The sequence below is a fragment of the Pseudomonas sp. 18173 genome (genome assembly GCF_050432945.1).
Classification (GTDB): domain Bacteria; phylum Pseudomonadota; class Gammaproteobacteria; order Pseudomonadales; family Pseudomonadaceae; genus Aquipseudomonas.
In genome coordinates, this window is the sequence record NZ_JBKFTN010000041.1 from 12743 (window position 1) to 27526 (window position 14784).

Annotated in this window: 15 protein-coding genes; 12 read left to right on the plus strand and 3 right to left on the minus strand. The window is 60.3% G+C overall.

What is annotated here, in order from left to right:
- The first annotated feature begins 229 nt into the window (after positions 1–229).
- Complete coding sequence (locus ACLD1X_RS28005) at positions 230–547, plus strand: Rieske (2Fe-2S) protein (protein ID WP_429373376.1); 318 nt, start codon at positions 230–232, stop codon at positions 545–547.
- Here the strand turns inward: ACLD1X_RS28005 and sfsA are convergent.
- Positions 544–1257 carry a DNA/RNA nuclease SfsA gene (sfsA, locus tag ACLD1X_RS28010; protein WP_429373378.1) on the minus strand — a complete coding sequence of 238 codons (714 nt, stop codon included), beginning with the start codon at positions 1255–1257 and terminating at the stop codon, positions 544–546. The genes ACLD1X_RS28005 and sfsA overlap by 4 nt on opposite strands.
- Positions 1257–2429 carry a pyridoxal phosphate-dependent aminotransferase gene (locus ACLD1X_RS28015; protein ID WP_429373380.1) on the minus strand — a complete coding sequence of 391 codons (1173 nt, stop codon included), beginning with the start codon at positions 2427–2429 and terminating at the stop codon, positions 1257–1259. Before ACLD1X_RS28015 ends, sfsA begins: the two co-directional genes overlap by 1 nt.
- Before the next feature lie 335 nt (positions 2430–2764).
- On the opposite strand from ACLD1X_RS28015, the gene dksA reads away from it, so the two are divergent.
- From dksA to panD, 11 genes are all read left to right on the plus strand, one after another.
- Entirely contained in the window at positions 2765–3205 is a 441-nt protein-coding gene (gene dksA / locus ACLD1X_RS28020) for an RNA polymerase-binding protein DksA (RefSeq protein WP_007995322.1), read from the plus strand.
- Between the two features lie 229 nt (positions 3206–3434).
- Entirely contained in the window at positions 3435–4331 is an 897-nt protein-coding gene (gene gluQRS, locus ACLD1X_RS28025) for a tRNA glutamyl-Q(34) synthetase GluQRS (RefSeq protein WP_429373382.1), read from the plus strand.
- A gap of 77 nt (positions 4332–4408) precedes the next feature.
- Entirely contained in the window at positions 4409–4585 is a 177-nt protein-coding gene (locus ACLD1X_RS28030) for a hypothetical protein (protein ID WP_003176118.1), read from the plus strand.
- A complete protein-coding gene (locus ACLD1X_RS28035) occupies positions 4569–7523 on the plus strand; it encodes a sensor histidine kinase (RefSeq protein WP_007990065.1) in 2955 nt (984 codons plus the stop codon). Before ACLD1X_RS28030 ends, ACLD1X_RS28035 begins: the two co-directional genes overlap by 17 nt.
- Positions 7524–7545: 22 nt before the next feature.
- A complete protein-coding gene (locus tag ACLD1X_RS28040; protein WP_429373385.1) occupies positions 7546–8985 on the plus strand; it encodes a sigma-54-dependent transcriptional regulator in 1440 nt (479 codons plus the stop codon).
- A gap of 806 nt (positions 8986–9791) precedes the next feature.
- Positions 9792–11192, plus strand: coding sequence for a polynucleotide adenylyltransferase PcnB (locus ACLD1X_RS28045; RefSeq protein WP_429373387.1), 1401 nt, complete (start codon positions 9792–9794; stop codon positions 11190–11192).
- A 3-nt stretch (positions 11193–11195) separates the two neighbouring features.
- A complete protein-coding gene (gene folK, locus ACLD1X_RS28050; protein WP_429373389.1) occupies positions 11196–11681 on the plus strand; it encodes a 2-amino-4-hydroxy-6-hydroxymethyldihydropteridine diphosphokinase in 486 nt (161 codons plus the stop codon).
- Between the two features lie 366 nt (positions 11682–12047).
- Positions 12048–12848, plus strand: a complete 801-nt coding sequence (gene panB, locus ACLD1X_RS28055; RefSeq protein WP_429373391.1) for a 3-methyl-2-oxobutanoate hydroxymethyltransferase — start codon at positions 12048–12050, stop codon at positions 12846–12848.
- On the plus strand, positions 12845–13705 hold the full coding sequence (gene panC, locus ACLD1X_RS28060) for a pantoate--beta-alanine ligase (protein WP_429373393.1): 861 nt from the start codon (positions 12845–12847) through the stop codon (positions 13703–13705). Before panB ends, panC begins: the two co-directional genes overlap by 4 nt.
- A gap of 216 nt (positions 13706–13921) precedes the next feature.
- Entirely contained in the window at positions 13922–14188 is a 267-nt protein-coding gene (locus ACLD1X_RS28065; RefSeq protein ID WP_429373398.1) for an aspartate 1-decarboxylase, read from the plus strand.
- Positions 14097–14477 (plus strand): aspartate 1-decarboxylase, encoded by a 381-nt coding sequence (panD, locus tag ACLD1X_RS28070; RefSeq protein ID WP_003228271.1) that lies wholly within the window; start codon positions 14097–14099, stop codon positions 14475–14477. The genes ACLD1X_RS28065 and panD overlap by 92 nt, the downstream gene beginning before the upstream one ends.
- Before the next feature lie 88 nt (positions 14478–14565).
- Here the strand turns inward: panD and ACLD1X_RS28075 are convergent.
- Positions 14566–14784 (minus strand): hypothetical protein (locus tag ACLD1X_RS28075; protein WP_429373396.1); only part of this gene is annotated, 219 nt, incomplete at its 5' end.

Consider the following 14784-nt stretch of genomic DNA (forward strand, 5'->3'; position numbering starts at 1 on the left):
TATTTGACCCGGCTCTTGCCGGGTCTTTTTTTGCCTGTGGAAAAGTACTGACGGGGCCAGCGCACAAACAGCTTCCTTCAAAGGTTTCCCGGGCATCGAAGGAGCAGGCCAAGTATCCTTGGTGACAGGCACTTGTACCCGAAGGGCAAGACGGCCATTTCATTATTGTTAGCATTTAACGGCCTGGCTCGGGCATATCCGTTCACGAGCTGCGGGACCGAGGATAGACATGAAACTGCTTTGCGCAGGCGCCGTGCTGGCCAACGACAGCAGCCGCGGATTCGACATTGATGGCCAAAAGCTTTTTGCGGTGCGCCGCGGCGGACAGGTCTACGTCTACATCAATCGCTGCCCGCACCGGGGAGTCGGCCTGGAGTGGCATCCCGACCAGTTTCTCGACCCCAGCAACAGCCTGATCCAGTGCGCCACCCATGGCGCACTGTTCCTGATCGAAGACGGTGAATGCGTCGCCGGCCCCTGCGCCGGGCAATCGCTGACCCGCATCGACTGCCGCGAGGATGCACAAGGAATCTGGGTCAGTCTTTAAACACCGGGCAACACTTCCAGACGTCGATCCACCACCATCTCTTCATGGGTCAGGCGCACGCCATAGGCCAACACCTCGACCCCGCAGGCCACCGCCTCACGCAAGGCCTGCGCATAAGCCGCATCGATTTCCTGCGCCGGGCGCACGGCCTCGATATCGGTCAGGCAAACGCAGTACAACTGCACCGCGCGAATACCGTCCCGAGCCAGGTGCGCCAGCTCCCGCAGATGCTTGGCGCCACGCTGGGTGACCGCATCGGGAAACGCCGCCACCGCCGTACCGTCGAAGCCCAGGGTCACGCTTTTGACTTCGACGTAGGCCGGCCCGTCGGGGTAATCAAGGCGAAAATCGATGCGACTGTTTTCCTGGCCATAAGCCACTTCACGCTTGAGCCCGGAAAAGCCGTTCAGCTCAGTGATGATGCCCGCACGTAGCGCCTCCTCGACCAAACCATTGGCCCGGGCGGTGTTCACGCAAAACCGCCGCCCTTGCGGGGTTTCACCGATCTCCCAGGTGCCGGGCAACTTGCGTTTCGGGTCATTGGAGCGACTGAACCAGACCTGCCCGCCCTCGACCTGGCAATTAAGCATCGAGCCGGTGTTCGGGCAGTGAATGGTCAATAACTCGCCACCAACGGTTTCGATATCGGCGAGAAAACGCTTGTAACGACGAATCAGGCGACCTTCTTCGAGTGGAGGATGAAATCGCATCAGCCTTGCCAGCTCCGCAACCCACGGGCAATGCGCTCGACCGCCTCCTGCAAGCGCTCGAGGTTTTGCGTATAGGCGAACCGCACATGATGCCCGGCCTGATAACGCCCGAAATCCAGCCCCGGAGTGAATGCCACGTGCTCGGTTTCGAGAAAGTGTTTGCAGAACGCGAAGGCATCGCCGCCGAACTTGCTGATATCGGCGTACAAGTAGAAAGCACCCTCCGGTTCCACCGCAATGCCGAAGCCCAACTCGCGCAAGGCCGGCAGCAGGTAATCCCGACGCCGGCCAAATTCGGCGCGACGCTCTTCGAGAATGCTGATGGTTGCCGGCTCGAAACAGGCCAGTGCAGCGTGCTGCGCCATGCTTGGAGCACTGATGTAGAGGTTCTGGGCGAGCTTTTCCAGCTCACTGACCGCAGCGTCGGGGGCCACCAACCATCCCAGGCGCCAACCGGTCATCCCGAAATACTTCGAAAAACTATTCAGAACGAATGCACTGTCGTCGACTTCCAGCACGCTGGCCGCATCGGTGCCATAGGTCAGGCCGTGATAAATCTCGTCGACCACCAGGTGACCGTGGCGCTCCTTGATCGCCACAGACAGCTTCGCCAGCTCGTCGCGGGTCAGGATCGTGCCGGTCGGATTGGCCGGCGACGCCACCAATGCGCCAACGCTGTCGTGGTCCCAATGACGCTCGATCAGGCCGGGCGTCAATTGATAACGCACATCGGGACCGACCGGCACCAGTTGCGCCGCGCCTTCCACCAGTCGCAGGAAATGCCGGTTACACGGGTAGCCAGGGTCCGCCAGCAGCCAGTGTTTACCGGGGTCTACCAACAATGCGCTGGCCAGCAGCAACGCGCCGGACCCACCGGGCGTGATGAGGATGCGCCGCGGGTCGATGTTCAAACCATAACGCTGCTGATAAAAGCCCGAAATGGCCTCGCGCAGCTCGGGAATGCCGCGCGCGGCGGTGTAACGGGTCCGCCCCGCCGCCAGCGCCGCCTGGCCGGCCTGGATGATCGGTTCGGCGGTGGTGAAGTCCGGCTCACCGATTTCCAGGTGGATCACATCGTGGCCGGCGGCCTGCAATTCATTGGCCCGCGCCAACAGCGCCATGACATGGAAAGGTTCGATCGCACGACTGCGGGCACTGTAGGGCTGAGCCATTGGCCTTCCTTCAACGGGGAAAAAAAAACCGATTCTACCCAAGCACAGGAACGAGCGAGAACCTAAAGCGGTCACAGGCCTTATAACCCCAACCACAAACGACTCAAGCGCATACGCAAGGTTTGACTAAAATCAATAATTGAGCAGGATTCAGAGCCACCAGACAACGGTTTGTCATCATTGGCAAGCAGCATGTGCCGCGAGCTCGACATCCGGGAGTAGCGCGGCCCGAGTTGATCTGGTAAGTTCGCCCGCTTGCAGCCGCAGGGCCGGCAGGTGTCGGTGATGGAGCAATCCTGCGCAGATGGATTACAAGAGTAGAGGCGGTCTATTTCATGTCCACCCAAGCAAAGCAGCAAAACCAGACGATCAGCGGCTTCGAGCCCTATGTTCAGAAAGCCGGCGAAGAGTACATGGGCGAGCCCATGCGCAAGCACTTCACCAAAGTTCTGAATCAGTGGAAAAAAGAGCTGATGGAAGGTGTCGACAAGACCGTGGACCACATGAAGGACGAAGCGGCCAACTTTCCTGATCCGGCAGACCGTGCCAGCCAGGAAGAGGAATTCGCCCTCGAACTGCGTGCCCGCGATCGTGAACGCAAGTTGATCAAGAAGATCGACAAGACACTTCAGCTGATCGAAGACGAAGAATACGGCTGGTGTGAGTCCTGCGGCATCGAAATTGGTGTCAAGCGCCTCGAAGCGCGCCCTACCGCCGACCTGTGCATCGACTGCAAGACCCTGGCGGAAATCAAGGAAAAGCAAGTCGGCAAATAATGGCGGCTTGAACGAAGAACGGAGCGTGCGAACGCTCCGTTTTTGTTTCCAAAATTCGCTGACGCCCGTTGCGATTAAAATCGCCATCACTGTAGGAGCGAGCTAGCTCGCGATGAACCTGAGAACGCCGCGGGGTACCAGGCTCCCAGCGTTATCGTTGACGGCAATCGCGAGCAAGCTCGCTCCTACAGGAATCTGACGACAGTCTGGAATAAGTAGCCTTGCCCTGATGACCGCCACCACCTCCCCCACCTACATCGGGCGTTTCGCCCCGACACCCAGCGGCCACCTGCATTTTGGTTCACTGGTCGCCGCGCTGGCCTCCTACCTTGACGCACGCTCGGTGGGTGGCCTGTGGCTGATGCGCATGGAAGACCTTGATCCGCCCCGTGAAGAACCCGGCGCCCAGGCCGCCATTCTCAAGGCTCTGGAAAGCTATGGCTTCGAGTGGGATGGCGACCTGGTTCGCCAAAGCGAACGCCACGATGCCTACGCCGAGGTGCTCGATCGCCTGTTCAATCACGGCCTGGCGTACGCCTGCACCTGCTCGCGCAAACAGCTGGAACCCTATCACGGGATTTATCCGGGGCTGTGCCGCAATGCCGGCCATGGCACCGATGATGCTGCCATCCGCTTGCGCGTACCGGAACTGCAATACCACTTCCTCGACCGGGTGCAGGGCGAATACCGCCAACACCTGGGCCGGGAAGTCGGCGATTTCGTGATTCGCCGCCGCGACGGGCTCTACGCCTATCAACTGGCCGTGGTCCTGGACGATGCCTGGCAGGGCATTACCGATATCGTTCGGGGTGCCGACCTGCTGGACTCCACACCCCGCCAGCTTTACCTGCAGGAGCTGCTCGGCTTGCCTCAGCCGCGTTATCTGCACATCCCGCTGATTACTCAGCCTGATGGCAATAAACTGGGTAAATCCTACCGTTCGCCGCCGTTGACCGAGGATCAGGCAACGCCGCTGTTGCTGCGAGCGCTGCGGGCACTGGGGCAGACCCCGGGAACCGAGCTGGCTTACGCCACGCCACGGGAAGTGTTGAACTGGGGCATTGCCCACTGGGATGCCTCGCTGATCCCGCGCACACTGAACCTGCCCGAGGCACAGCTATTGTGATCGCACTTGCAGTGGCGCGCCCATCCGTTACCATCGCCGCACGTTTTCGGGCACGCGCATAAAAAAGAGAGGCCGGGATGTACATCTATCGCTTGGTCCTGCTTTTGGTAGTGGGGATTTACCTGTTTTCCCCGGCCATCATGGATTGGTGGATCGACGCCACTGGCGCCTGGTATCGCCCTTATCTGCTCTGGCTGATTCTGATCGTCGTGACCTTCATCCTGCAGAGCCAAAAAGATGCCGATGAGCTTTAGCCTGACCCAGATGATCCTGATCAGCGCCGCGTACCTGGCGGTGCTGTTCGGCGTGGCCTGGATCAGTGAACGGGGCATGATTCCCCGGGCGATCATTCGCCACCCGCTGACCTACACCCTGTCACTGGGCGTCTACGCCAGTGCCTGGGCGTTTTACGGCACCGTGGGCCTGGCCTATCAGTACGGCTACGGCTTTCTGTCCAGCTACCTGGGTGTCTCCGGGGCCTTTCTGCTGGCGCCGGTGTTGCTCTACCCGATCCTGAAGATCACCCGCACTTATCAACTGTCGTCGTTGGCGGACCTGTTTGCCTTCCGTTTCCGCAGCACCTGGGCCGGAGCCTTGACCACGATTTTCATGCTGGTCGGCGTACTGCCGCTGCTGGCCCTGCAGATTCAGGCGGTCGCCGACTCCATCGGCATTCTCACCCGGGAGCCGGTACAGCATCGCGTGGCCCTGAGCTTCTGCGCATTGATTACGCTGTTCACGATCTTCTTCGGCTCCCGCCACATTGCCACCCGCGAGAAACATGAAGGCCTGGTGTTTGCGATTGCCTTCGAGTCGGTGATCAAGCTGATCGCCCTGGGCGGCGTCGGCCTGTATGCGCTTTACGGCGTGTTCGACGGCCCGCAACAGCTCGAGCTCTGGTTGCTGCAAAACCAGACCGCGCTCGCGGCCCTGCACACGCCGCTGCAGGAAGGCCCGTGGCGTACGCTGTTGCTGGTGTTCTTCGCCTCGGCGATCGTGATGCCGCACATGTATCACATGACCTTTACCGAGAACCTCAACCCGCGTTCGCTGGTCAGTGCGAGCTGGGGCCTGCCGCTGTTCCTGCTGCTGATGAGCCTGGCGGTGCCGCTGATTCTCTGGGCCGGCCTGAAACTGGGCGCCACCACCAATCCGGAATACTTCACCCTGGGCATCGGTATTGCCGCCAACAGCAAGGCGCTGGCGTTGCTGGCGTATGTCGGCGGGCTGTCCGCCGCCAGCGGCCTGATCATCGTCACCACGCTGGCGCTGTCCGGCATGGCCTTGAACCACCTCGTGCTGCCGCTGTACCAGCCACCGGCCGAAGGCAACATCTACCGCTGGCTGAAGTGGACCCGCCGGGCGCTGATTGTCGCGATCATCATGGCCGGCTACGGCTTCTACCTGATGCTCGGTGCCGAGCAGGACCTGGCCAACCTCGGCATTGTCGCGTTCGTCGCCACGCTGCAATTCCTGCCAGGCGTGCTCTCGGTCCTGTATTGGCCGACCGCCAACCGTCGCGGCTTCATCGCCGGTTTGCTGGCGGGGATTCTGGTGTGGCTGGTGACCATGCTGTTGCCGCTGGTCGGCAATCTGCAAGGCTTCTACATTCCGCTGCTGAACATGATCTACGTGCTGGACGACACCAGCTGGCACATGGCGGCGATTGCCTCGCTGGCGGCCAACGTACTGATGTTCACCCTGATCTCGCTGTTCACCAACGCCAGCACCGAAGAAGCCAGCGCTGCCGAAGCCTGCGCCGTGGACAACGTTCGCCGCCCGCAACGCCGGGAACTGCACGCCGCCTCGCCCCAGGAGTTTGCCACTCAGCTGGCAAAGCCACTGGGTGCAAAAGCGGCGCAGAAAGAAGTGGAGCAGGCACTGCGTGACCTCTATCTGCCCTTCGACGAACGCCGGCCGTATGCCCTGCGCCGCTTGCGCGACCGCATCGAAGCCAACCTCTCCGGCCTGATGGGGCCGAGCGTGGCCCAGGACATGGTCGAGACGTTCCTGCCGTACAAGGCTGGCGGCGAAAACTACGTCACCGAAGACATTCACTTCATCGAAAGCCGTCTCGAGGACTACCACTCGCGCCTGACCGGCCTGGCCGCCGAACTCGATGCCCTGCGCCGCTATCACCGCCAGACCCTGCAGGAATTGCCAATGGGCGTTTGCTCGCTGGCCAAGGATCAGGAAATCCTCATGTGGAACAAGGCCATGGAGGAACTCACCGGCATCGCTGCGCAGCGCGTGGTCGGTTCGCGCCTGAGTACCATTGCCGACCCATGGAAAGAACTGCTGCAAGGCTTCATCAATCTGCCGGACGAGCACTTGCACAAACAACACCTGGCCCTCGACGGCCAGACCCGTTGGCTGAACCTGCACAAGGCGGCGATCGACGAACCCCTCGCGCCGGGCAACAGTGGCCTGGTATTGCTGGTGGAAGACCTGACCGAAACCCAGATGCTCGAGGACAAACTGGTGCACTCCGAGCGCCTGGCCAGCATTGGTCGACTGGCGGCCGGCGTGGCCCATGAAATCGGCAACCCGATCACCGGTATCGCGTGCCTGGCGCAGAACCTGCGCGAAGAACGGGAAGAAGACGGCGAGCTGAAGGAAATCAGCGGCCAGATCCTCGAGCAGACCAAGCGCGTATCGCGCATTGTCCAGTCGCTGATGAGCTTTGCCCATGCCGGCAGCCATCAGCACAGCGATGAGCCCGTCTGTCTGGCCGAAGTGGCTCAGGATGCCATCGGCCTGCTGGCCCTGAACCGACGCAATTTCGAAGTGCAGTTCTACAACCTGTGCGACCCCGAACACTGGGTCGAAGGCGACCCGCAACGGCTGGCCCAGGTATTGATCAACCTGCTTTCAAACGCCCGTGACGCCTCGCCTCCCGGCAGTGCGGTACGGGTCAAGAGCGAAGCCGGCGAACACACGGTCGATCTGATCGTGGAGGACGAAGGCAGCGGTATTCCGTCGAGCATCATGGACCGATTGTTCGAACCTTTCTTCACCACCAAGGACCCTGGCGAAGGCACCGGTCTGGGCCTTGCACTGGTCTATTCCATCGTTGAAGAGCATTATGGACAAATCACCATCGACAGCCCGGCTGATGTTCAAAGCCAACGCGGCACCCGAATCAGGGTTACCTTGCCGCGTCATGTCGAAGCGACGTCCGCTGTGAACTGAGACCGTCGAGAGTATCGAATCAATGCCGCACATTTTGATCGTCGAAGACGAAACCATTATCCGCTCCGCCTTGCGCCGCCTGCTGGAACGTAACCAGTACCAGGTCAGCGAAGCCGGTTCAGTGCAGGAAGCACAAGAACGCTTCACCATTCCCTCGTTCGATCTGATCGTCAGTGATTTGCGCCTGCCGGGCGCGCCTGGCACGGAATTGATCAAGCTCGCCCAAGGCACGCCGGTGCTGATCATGACCAGCTATGCCAGCCTGCGCTCGGCGGTCGACTCGATGAAGATGGGCGCGGTTGATTACATTGCCAAGCCATTCGATCACGACGAAATGCTGCAAGCCGCCGCACGAATCCTGCGTGACCGACAAACGGCACAAGCCGGTGGTGAAGCGGTTGCCGGCAAAGCCGCCAACGGTGCAGTGAAATCCGGTACCGACAACAGCAACGGTGAAATCGGCATTATCGGCTCGTGCCCGCCGATGCAGGACCTGTACGGCAAGATCCGCAAAGTCGCACCCACCGACTCCAACGTTCTGATCCAGGGCGAATCGGGCACCGGTAAAGAGCTGGTGGCGCGCGCCCTGCACAACCTGTCCAAACGCGCCAAGGCACCGATGATTTCGGTGAACTGCGCGGCCATTCCGGAAAGCCTGATCGAGTCCGAACTGTTCGGCCACGAGAAGGGCGCATTCACCGGCGCCAGCGCCGGGCGTGCCGGCCTGGTGGAAGCGGCGGATGGCGGCACCCTGTTCCTGGATGAAATCGGCGAACTGCCACTGGAAGCCCAGGCTCGCCTGCTGCGCGTATTGCAGGAAGGCGAAATTCGTCGCGTCGGCTCGGTGCAGTCGCAAAAAGTCGATGTGCGCCTGATCGCAGCAACTCACCGCGACCTCAAGAGCCTGGCGAAGATCGGTCAGTTCCGCGAAGACTTGTACTATCGCCTCCACGTTATCGCGCTGAAGCTGCCAGCCCTGCGCGAACGCGGTGCGGACGTCAACGAAATCGCCAACGCCTTCCTGGCGCGGCAAAGTGCGCGAATCAACCGCACCGACCTGAAGTTCGCCGCGGATGCCGAGCAAGCCATTCGTCACTACTCCTGGCCGGGTAACGTTCGTGAACTGGAGAACGCCGTCGAGCGCGCCGTCATCCTGTGCGAAAGCCCGGAGATTTCTGCCGAACTGCTGGGCATCGACATCGAACTGGGCGACCTGGAAGACGACGAGTTCATTGGCCTGCCTCCACAACAGGGCAATGGCAATGCCAGCAACAACAACCACGAACCGACCGAAGACCTCTCCCTGGAAGACTACTTCCAGCATTTCGTTCTCGAGCATCAGGACCACATGACCGAAACCGAGCTGGCTCGCAAGCTCGGGGTCAGTCGCAAATGCCTGTGGGAGCGCCGTCAACGCCTGGGCATTCCACGGCGCAAGACCGGGGTGGCCAGCGAGAGCTGAACCGCGCCTGTCTGATGTGCGGGTAACACGTGACTTTGTGGAAAAAACTGTTACCTCAGTTTTTTCACGTAACAGAAGCCGGGGCTTACGGTAACGAAGCCCCGGCTTTTTTTGGCCCTCGAAATGCCTGTCAGCCGCCCTAACCCCTTGTTTTATTGGGCTTCGCAAAAGTTGGCACGCACCCTGCTATATGTTTGGTACAAGAACAATAACAAGCAATGCACAAGACAATAAAAATAAGACGAATCGACTCACGCACAATAAAAACAAGACGGCGAGAGGCGCAGCTAACTGATTCTTTTGGAGAGGCGTTGTATTTGGGGCTTGCCCCACGACCAGGCCGAGAACAACAAAAACTGTCCTAAGACAGAGCCTGTACTGGTTGGATCGAAAGATCACTGCAATTCAGCGACCAAAGCAATCCGTTTGCTCTTGGCTCCCGATTGGGAGGGTCATGAAGGAAAACTTCATGGCGAGGGCGCTCAACAAAAACAAGAAGCCCAAAACCAAAAATAAAAATAGAGCATGCAACTACTTCTTGGGGAGCTTCGGCTCCCCTTGTGGTTTCTGCGATTCCCCCCACCCGCTTCCTGTACCTGTACCTGTACCTGTAGGAGCGAGCTTGCTCGCGAAAAACCCACAGGCAACACTGGGCATCTGGTTCTGCGCGTCATCGCTCACGACCATCGCGAGCAAGCTCGCTCCTACAGTGTCCTACACCATCCCCCGACTAAATGCTAGAATCCCCGCCCATCATGCGGTCATTCTTCTGTTATGGCCGAATATTCCTTCAAACAGTGCATCCCATGCTGAAGAAGCTGTTCCAGTCATTCCGTTCTCCCAAGCGTCCTACGCAACACATTCGCAGCACGCCTGAAGTGCTCAACAGCGGCCAACATTCGCTGCAAAAGGCGCAATTCAGCCGCTACGCGGTGAATATCGTTGAACGCCTGCAGAGCGCCGGTTATCAGGCTTACCTGGTTGGCGGTTGCGTGCGCGACATGCTGCTGGGTATCACACCGAAAGATTTCGACGTTGCCACCAGCGCCACCCCCGAGCAGGTGCGGGCCGAATTCCGTAACGCGCGAATCATCGGGCGCCGATTCAAACTGGTGCACATCCACTTCGGCCGCGAAATCATCGAGGTCGCGACCTTCCGCGCCAATCACCCGCAAAACGAAGACGAGGAAGACAGCAACCAGTCCTCGCGCAACGAAAGCGGGCGCATCTTGCGCGATAACGTCTATGGCACCCTGGAAGAAGACGCGCAACGTCGCGACTTCACCATCAATGCCCTGTATTACGATCCGGTCAGCGAACGCATCCTCGATTACGCCAATGGCGTACACGACATTCGCAATCACCTGATCCGCCTGATCGGCGATCCTAAGCAACGCTACCAGGAAGACCCGGTACGCATGCTGCGGGCCGTGCGCTTCGCCGCCAAGTTGAACTTCGGCATCGAAAAACACAGTGCCCTGCCGATCCGCGACCTGGCGCCGATGCTGCGCGAGATCCCGTCGGCTCGCCTGTTCGAAGAGGTACTCAAGCTTTTCCTCTCCGGCCATGCCGCCGATACGTTTGAAATGCTGGTCGACCTGCAATTGTTCGATCCACTGTTCCCGGCCAGCGCCGAAGCACTGGAATACAACCCGACCTACACCCACACCCTGATCAGCGAAGCCCTGATCAATACCGACCTGCGGATCAAGCAGAACAAACCGGTTACCCCGGCGTTCCTGTTTGCAGCCCTGCTCTGGCCTGCCCTGCCGGCGCGGGTCCTGCGCCTGCAGGAGCGTGGCATGCCGCCGATTCCGGCGATGCAGGAAGCGGCGCACGAGCTGATTGCCGAACAGTGCCAGCGGATCGCGATTCCGAAACGCTTCACCATGCCGATCCGCGAGATCTGGGACATGCAGGAACGCCTGCCGCGCCGCAGCGGCAAGCGTGCCGATCTGTTGCTGGACAATCCGCGCTTCCGCGCCGGCTACGACTTCCTGTTGCTGCGCGAAAGCGCCGGCGAGCAGACCGACGGCCTGGGCGAGTGGTGGACGGACTACCAGGACGCCAACGACAGTGAACGCCGCGACATGATTCGCGACCTCAGCGGCAAGGACGAAGGCACCGGCGCCCCGCGCAAACGCCGCCGCAGCGGTGGGTCCAAACGCAAACGCGCCGCCGGTGCTTCGAGCTCTACGGGCGAGTAATCCATGGAACGCATCTACATCGGCATGGGCAGCAATCTGGCCGACCCAGCCGAACAACTGCGCAGCGCCATCGAGGCGCTGGCGCACCTGCCGCAATCGGAGCTGGCGGGAGTTTCTGCGTTTTATCAAAGCGATTCGCTGCTGCCCGGACAACCGCGCTACACCAATGCAGTGGCCGCCCTTGAAAGCACGCTGGCGCCGCTGGAACTGCTCGATGCCCTGCAAGCCATCGAAAACGGCCAGGGTCGCGAGCGCCTCGAGCGCTGGGGGCCACGCACGCTGGACCTCGACATCCTGCTGTTCGGTGATCGCCTGATCGACGAACCACGCCTGAAAGTTCCTCATTACCACATGCAGGAACGGGCCTTCGTGCTTTATCCGCTGGCGGAACTGGCACCTGCGGATCTGCGACTGGCCGATGGCCGCACCCTGGCAGAACTGCTCAAGGCATGCCCGTTCGTCGGGCTGGAACGCCTGCCCCAAAATTGACCAAAATCCCCTTGTGGGAGCGAGCCTGCTCGCGATGGCTTTTCAACATTCATCAGAAATGTTGACTGACACTCCGCTATCGCGAGCAGGCTCGCTCCCACATTGGGTTTGGGCTAGACACAAGTTCCACTGCTGAATCGCATCAGTTACCCCGGTAACACCCCACCCGTAACAATGCGGTAACACACGCAATTGACTTCCCTCGTTCTCCTCACGACTATAGGCGTCCCGCTGCCGCCAACACGGCGTTAAAGGGCGCAATCCAGGCCTTAAAAGCACGACAGAAAGAGCGTGCGCCTGTATTCAACGAAGAATCACGCGCGTTACTCGCAGTAGTTTCCACAGCGCCTGAATGAGGAACTTTTCATGCCAGCCATCACCCTGACCACCCTGCAAGGTCTGAAGCAAAAAGGTGAAAAAATCACCATGCTGACCTGCTACGACGCAACCTTCGCCCACGCCTGCAATCAGGCTGGCGTCGAAGTGCTGCTGGTGGGCGACTCCCTCGGCATGGTTTTGCAGGGCCACGACAGCACCTTGCCTGTCACCACCGCAGAAATGGCTTACCACGTGGCCGCCGTCAAACGTGGTAACAGCGATGCCCTGATCCTCGCCGACCTGCCGTTCATGGCCTACGCCACCACCGAGCAAGCCATGGCCAACAGCGCCCTGTTGATGCAGGCCGGCGCGCACATGGTCAAGGTTGAAGGCGCATTGTGGCTGGGCGACTCGATCCGCCTGCTGGCCGAGCGCGGCATCCCTGTATGCGCGCACATGGGCCTGACGCCGCAATCGGTGAATATCCTTGGCGGCTACAAGGTCCAGGGGCGCAATGAAAACCAGGCGCGGCAGATGCGTGCCGACGCGATCTCCCTCGAACAGGCCGGCGCGGCAATGCTGCTGCTCGAATGCGTTCCGAGCGAACTGGCAGAAGAAATCACCCAGGCGGTGAAGATCCCGGTGATCGGTATCGGCGCCGGCAATCGCACCGATGGCCAGGTACTGGTTCTGCACGACATGCTGGGGCTGTCCATTTCTGGCCGCGTGCCAAAATTCGTGAAAAATTTCATGACTGGCCAGACCAGCATTGAAGCTGCACTGAATGCCTACGTGACTGAAGTCAAAGCGGCGACCTTCCCTGGGATCGAACACGGATTCTCTGCATGAACACCGTAAAAACCGTACGCGAACTGCGGGCCGCCGTGGCCCGTGCCCGCAGCGAAGGCAAGCGCATCGCCTTTGTGCCAACCATGGGCAACCTGCACAGCGGCCACGTTGCGCTGGTGACCAAAGCCTCTCAACGGGCCGACTTCGTGGTGGCGAGCGTTTTCGTCAATCCGCTGCAATTCGGTGCTGGCGAAGACCTCGACAAGTACCCGCGCACGCTCGCCGCCGACCAGGAAAAACTGCTCCAGGCCGGTTGCCACCTGCTGTTTGCCCCCACTGTCGAGGAGATGTACCCCGACGGCATGACCGGCCAGACCCGCGTCAGTGTCCCGCAACTGTCCGAAGGCCTGTGCGGCGCCAGCCGGCCAGGGCATTTCGAAGGCGTGGCGACGGTGGTCAGCAAGCTGTTCAACATGGTCCAGCCGGACCTGGCGATTTTCGGCGAGAAAGACTTCCAGCAACTGGCGGTGATTCGCGCGCTGGTACATGACCTGAACATGCCGATCCAGATCATCGGCGAGCCGACCGTAAGGGCGGCCGATGGCCTGGCGCTGTCGTCGCGCAACGGTTTCCTCAACGAAGAGCAGCGGGCTGTGGCGCCAGTGGTGTATCGCACCTTGAGCGAGATCGCCGAGTCGATCAAACAAGGCGAGCGCGACTTCCCGGCGTTGATCCGCGTGAAACTGCAACAGCTCGAAGCCGCCGGCCTGCGCCCGGATTACCTGGAAATTCGCCACGCCATGACCTTGCGTCCGGCGACGCCAGAGGATCGCGACCTGGTGATTCTGGTAGCGGCGTTCCTGGGGACGACGCGGTTGATCGACAACCTGCACCTGAACCTCGACGCGCCAATCTAAACACCGAAATTCCCCTGTAGGAGCGAGCCTGCTCGCGATGAACTCCGACGCGCCGCGTACATTCAGGAAATACGCGTAATCGTTAACGTCCATCGCGAGCAAGCTCGCTCCTACAGGGGCTTCTGCGCCCGAACAGACTGTATTGCCGCCCCCAAACCCTTCGGGCAAACTGCCCGCCGTTCGATTCCGACCTGGGAAACACTCATGCACGCCATCATGCTCAAAGCCAAGCTGCATCGCGCCGAAGTCACCCACGCTGTACTCGATTACGAAGGCTCCTGCGCCATCGATGGTGAATGGCTGGANCTTCTGCGCCCGAACAGACTGTATTGCCGCCCCCAAACCCTTCGGGCAAACTGCCCGCCGTTCGATTCCGACCTGGGAAACACTCATGCACGCCATCATGCTCAAAGCCAAGCTGCATCGCGCCGAAGTCACCCACGCTGTACTCGATTACGAAGGCTCCTGCGCCATCGATGGTGAATGGCTGGACCTGTCCGGCATCCGCGAGTACGAACAGATCCAGATCTACAACGTCGACAACGGCGAGCGCTTCACCACTTACGCCATCCGTGGCGAGGAAGGCTCGCGCATGATCTCGGTCAATGGCGCCGCGGCGCACAAGGCCAAGGTCGGCGATCGCGTGATCATCTGCGCGTATGCCCACTACAGCGAAGCCGAACTGCTCAACTTCAAGCCGCGCATGCTCTACATGGCACCGGGTAACGAATTGAGCCACACCAGCAACGCCATTCCGGTACAGGTCGCCTGATCCGAGCCCTGACTCTTCCGTTTGTCGGACTGTTCCTGGCTCGATGTTAAAAAAGTACCGGAAACATGTCAGACAAAGTCAAGACAGATCATTGCGCGGGGTTTACTGTATTCGCCCTGCGCCATGAAATCGTGTCGACGCAGTTGACCGGAACGCCCACCCACAGCGCTCCGGGATTTTTAGTGTTCAAAAGGCCGTTCAAGTAATAAGGAAAATCGCAGCGATGGCGTACTACCGCACCCCTCACGACGTTACCGCCCTGCCTGCCTGGAAAGCGTTGAATGACCACCGCCAAGCCATGCAGGAT